This window comes from Acidimicrobiales bacterium (assembly GCA_035540975.1).
In the GTDB taxonomy this organism is placed as follows: Bacteria; Actinomycetota; Acidimicrobiia; order Acidimicrobiales.
The window spans coordinates 1-3,878 of the sequence record DATLFN010000072.1; the positions used below are offsets into that span (position 1 = coordinate 1).

The 3,878-nt window shown below is 77.3% G+C and carries 5 protein-coding genes; 4 read left to right on the forward strand and 1 reads right to left on the reverse strand.

The annotated features are described in order from the left end of the window. The 4 genes from nrfD to rsgA form a co-directional block, all read left to right on the forward strand. A partial coding sequence (gene nrfD / locus VM242_08665) for an NrfD/PsrC family molybdoenzyme membrane anchor subunit (GenBank protein ID HVM05231.1) occupies positions 1-1,044 on the forward strand: 1,044 nt, incomplete at its 5' end. A gap of 126 nt (positions 1,045-1,170) precedes the next feature. Beyond that, positions 1,171-1,737, forward strand: coding sequence for a sigma-70 family RNA polymerase sigma factor (locus VM242_08670; protein ID HVM05232.1), 567 nt, complete (start codon positions 1,171-1,173; stop codon positions 1,735-1,737). A 25-nt stretch (positions 1,738-1,762) separates the two neighbouring features. After that, entirely contained in the window at positions 1,763-2,245 is a 483-nt protein-coding gene (locus VM242_08675; protein ID HVM05233.1) for a hypothetical protein, read from the forward strand. Positions 2,246-2,295: 50 nt separating this feature from the next. Beyond that, positions 2,296-3,384, forward strand: a complete 1,089-nt coding sequence (gene rsgA / locus VM242_08680) for a ribosome small subunit-dependent GTPase A (protein ID HVM05234.1) — start codon at positions 2,296-2,298, stop codon at positions 3,382-3,384. Positions 3,385-3,402: 18 nt separating this feature from the next. Here rsgA and VM242_08685 read toward each other — a convergent pair. Further along, positions 3,403-3,878: hypothetical protein (locus tag VM242_08685; protein ID HVM05235.1), on the reverse strand; the 476-nt coding region annotated here is incomplete at its 5' end.

Consider the following 3,878-nt stretch of genomic DNA (forward strand, 5'->3'; position numbering starts at 1 on the left):
CCCCGACACCGGTCCCCGGCGGGGGGCGGCCGGCTGCCGCTCACCGCCGGCCGCCCCCCGCCGGGGACCGGTGTCGGGGACCTCCCCGAGATGGGCGCGTCTCCGACGCCGGACCGTCGTCGGTGGGGCGGCGGGGGCGAGGAGGTGATGGTCCCCGCCGCCGAGTTCCGGTCGTACCACGGGCGGCCGGTGCTGAAGCGGCCGGTGTGGAAGGCCGACATCCCGGCCTACCTCTTCACCGGCGGGGTGATGGCCGGGTCCTCGCTCCTGGCGGCGGGCGCCGACCTCACCGGGAACGGCCCGCTCCGGCGGGCCACCCGGCTGGTGGCCGCCGCCGCCCTCACCGCCAGCTCGGCGCTGCTGGTCCACGACCTGGGCCGGCCGTCCCGCGCCCTCAACATGCTGCGGGTCATCAAGCCGACCTCGCCCATGAGCGTGGGCTCGTGGCTCCTCGCGGGGTACGGCCCGGGGGTGGCCGCGGCGGCCGTGGCCGAGGCGACGGGACGGCTTCCGGGGGTGGGCCGGGCAGGCGGACTGGCGGCCGCCGCCCTCGCCCCCGCCGTCGCCACGTACACCGCCGTGCTCGTCTCGGACACGGCCGTCCCGGCGTGGCGCGACGCCGGCACCCACCTGCCGTTCGTGTTCGCCGGGAGCGCGGCGGCCGCCGGCGGCGGGCTGGCCGCCGCCCTCGTCCCGGCCGCCGCCGCCGGTCCCGCCCGCCGGCTGGCCGCCTTGGGGGCGGTGGTCGACCTGGTCGCCTCCCGCCGCATGGAGGCGTCCATGGGCGTGACGGCCGAGCCGTACGGGCGGGGCCGGGCGGGGCGCCTCAACCAGGCCGCCCGCGCTCTGACGGCGGCGGGTGCCGCCGGGCTGGTGCTCTGCGGCCGCCGGAACCGGCCGGCGGCGGTCGCCTCGGGGCTGGCGCTGGCCGCCGGCTCGGCCTGCACCCGCTCCGCCGTGTTCGCCGCCGGCGTGCAGTCGGCCGACGACCCCCGGTACACGGTCGTCCCCCAGCGGGAGCGCCTGGCCCGCCCGTCGCCCTGACGCCGGCGCCACCCACTGGTCCCGGGTCGCGCCTCCCCTGGCGCCTCACCATCGGGCACGCCCGCACGGCTGCCGATCGCGGAGACCCCCGCTCGCGACCGGATCGGGGCCTACGATGCGCCCGCGATGACCGAGGCCACCAACGCCGAGCTGCTCGACGCGGCGGCCGGTGGCGACCAGCGCGCCTGGGACGCCCTGGTCGAGCGGTTCAGCGGGCTGGTGTGGTCGATCGCCCGGGCCCACCGGCTGAGCGCCGCCGACGCGGCCGACGTCAGCCAGACGGCGTGGCTGCGCCTGGTCGAGAACCTGGGCCGCATCCGTGACCCGGAACGGGTCGGTGCCTGGCTGGCGACGACGACGCGCAACGAGTGCCTCCGCGTCATCCGCAAGTCGGGACGGCAGGTGCCCACCGACATGGAGGTCGACGACGAGCCGCCCGACCTCGACTCGCCGCCCCCCGACCGGGGCGTCCTCACCGACGAGCGCGACGCCGCCCTGTGGCGGGCGTTCTCGTCGATCAGCGAGCGCTGCCAGGTCCTGCTCCGCCTGCTCATGGCCGACCCGAGGCCCAGCTACGAGGAGATCTGCGCCGTGCTCGGCATGCCCCAGGGGAGCATCGGGCCGACCCGCCAGCGTTGTCTCGACAAGCTCCGGGACAAGGCGGGTATCACCAGCCTGCTCGGCGACTCATAGCTACGAGGCCGAGGAGGAGGTTGCAATGACCGACGAGGCGAACGGGACCGACGAGGCGGACGAGCGGCTCCTGGGCGCCCTGCGGACGGTCGTGGGAGCGGCCGACCCCGTCCCCACCGAGGTGGTGGAGGCGGCCAAGGCCAGCCTCACCTGGCGCAGCATCGACGCCGAGCTGGCCGAGCTGGCCTACGACTCGCTCCTGGACGACGGCCTCCTGGTCGGCACCCGCAGCGAGTCTTCTCCCCGCAGCCTCACCTTCGAGACGGCCGACGTGACCGTCGAGGTGGAGGTCGTCGACATGGGGGCGCACCGCCGGCTCCTGGGGCAGCTGGTCCCGCCCGGCCCGGCCGACATCCAGGTCCGCCACTCGGGAGGCCTGATCCGGGTGGGTGCCGACGAGGTGGGCCGCTTCACCGCCGCCGGCGTGGCCCCCGGGCCGGTCAGCCTGCGCTGCCGGGTCACCGGCGCCGGGGCGGCCCCCGTCGAGACGCCCTGGGTCGTCGTCTGACGGAAAACCGGTCGTCGGCCGGCGGAAGCGGCTGGCACCATGGCCCCCTCGTGGAGCATCCCCTCGCCGCCTACGGGTGGTCCGACCGGGTGGCGGCCCTGTTCGCCGCCGCCGCCGACGGCGCGCCGGGAGCCGTGCCCGGGCGGGTGACGCGCGCCGACCGCGGGTCGGTACTCGTGGCCACGCCGTCCGGCCCGGTCCGGGCCGACCCCTTCGGCACCACCGCCCGCCGGGCCGGTCTCGACACGGTCCCGGTGACGGGCGACTGGCTGGCGGTGACCGCCGGCGACGGAGGGGACGCCGCGGACACCGCGGTGGTCGCCGTGCTCCCCCGGTGGTCGACCATCTCGCGGAAGGACCCCGACGAGCGGGTGACGGCCGAGCAGGTGCTCGCCGCCAACGTCGACGTCCTGGCCGTGGTGTGCGCCCTCGACCGCCCCGTCGGCGCCAACCGCCTCGAGCGCATGCTCGTCGCCGCCTGGGACAGCGGCGCCACGCCCGTGGTCGTGCTGGCCAAGTCGGACCTGGCGCCCGACGCCGGCGGGGCGGTGGCCGAGGCGGAGGCGGCCGCCAACGGGGTCACCGTCCTGCTCACCAGCACGGCCACCGGCGAGGGCGTGGAGGACGTCCGGGCGCTGCTCGGGACCACCTCCACCCTGGCCCTGGTCGGGCCTTCGGGAGCCGGGAAGTCCAGCCTGGTGAACCGGCTGGTGGGCGGCGAGGTGCTGGCCACGTCGGCCGTCCGGGGCGGCGACGGCAAGGGTCGGCACACGACCACCGCCCGCCACCTCGTCCCCGTGCCCGGCGGCGGCGTCCTCCTCGACACGCCGGGGCTGCGCAGCCTGCCCCTGTGGGACGCCCAGGCCGGCGTGGCGGCCGCCTTCGACGACGTCGAGTCCCTGACCGCCGGGTGCCGCTTCTCGGACTGCCGCCACGAGCGCGAGCCGGGCTGCGCGGTGCGGGAGGCCGTCGAGGCGGGCGCCCTGGACGCCCGCCGGCTCGCCAGCTGGGCCAAGCTGCGGCGGGAGCTGGAGTCGCTGGAGCGCCGCCAGGACGAGCAGGCCCGGCGGGCGGACGGCCGCCGCATGGGCCGGATCGTCAAGCAGGTCTACGAGCTCAAGGGGCGTCGGGACCGCTGACCGTGGCGTCCGCGGGCGTCAGGCGTCGCCCTCGGACGCCGCCCGGCGCTGGCGGCGCAGCTCGTCGGCTGCCTTGCGCCGCTCGGCGTCGATCCACAGCACGAAGTCCTCGACGGTGTCCACGTGGTCCAGCTCCCACCGCCACCGGCGGACGAGGGGGTCGTCGTCGCGCAGGTCGATCACGCGGAAGGGCGACACGTAGGGCAGCCGTACGCCCCGCCCGAACAGGGCGACGTACGCGGCGTAGGTGCCGAAGCGGCGCGAGACCACCGGCCGCTGCGAGCACGGGCACCGGTGGGTGATGAGGATGTACCCGGTGCGCCGGCGCTTGCCGGCGCCGAAGTCGACGGCCCACCGGTGCTCGCCGTCGATGCGCACGACGTCCTCGGTCCCGATGGCCCGCCCGCAGTTCGAGCAGCGGTAGCGGTCGTCGGACTCGGGCGCGAAGCGGTCGTCCGGCTCCCGGGCCCTGCCGCTTCCCCCCACCCCGCCCC

Bases quoted from the DNA above. Each gene is read 5' to 3' on its own strand.
- VM242_08670 (HVM05232.1), top strand. From the start codon at position 1,171: ATGACCGAGGCCACCAACGCCGAGCTGCTCGACGCGGCGGCCGGTGGC.
- VM242_08675 (HVM05233.1), top strand. From the start codon at position 1,763: ATGACCGACGAGGCGAACGGGACCGACGAGGCGGACGAGCGGCTCCTG.